The following is a 312-nucleotide window of genomic DNA, read 5'->3' as shown; positions in this document are numbered from 1 at the left end:
AAGTAGAACTGGCATCTTGCCAGTGGTGATAGAAGTAGAACTGGCATCTTGCCAGTGGTGATAAAAGTAGAACTGGCATCTTGCCAGTGGTGATAGAAGTAGAACTGGCATCTTGCCAGTGGTGATAAAAGTAGAACTGGCATCTTGCCAGTGACCAGGATTATTACATCTTGCCAGTGAGAAGACCTTAGCCAGTGACCAATATGATGGCATATTACCAGTGACCAATATTTAATTTGATTGATATTGACACATTCATAAAGGCTATTCTGGAGCCACTGGCAAGATGCCTATTCTGGAGCCACTGGCAAG

1 protein-coding gene is annotated in these 312 nt (G+C 43.6%); it reads right to left on the bottom strand.

Translation table 11 applies throughout. The annotated features are described in order from the left end of the window. On the bottom strand, positions 1-213 hold a 213-nt coding region (locus AC4II3_RS25595), incomplete at its 3' end, for a hypothetical protein (RefSeq protein ID WP_490722923.1). Positions 214-312: the final 99 nt, after the last annotated feature.

The organism is Moorena sp., from assembly GCF_982860115.1.
Note: the sequence above shows the minus strand (reverse complement) of the source record. Positions and strands in the feature narration are given on the sequence as shown.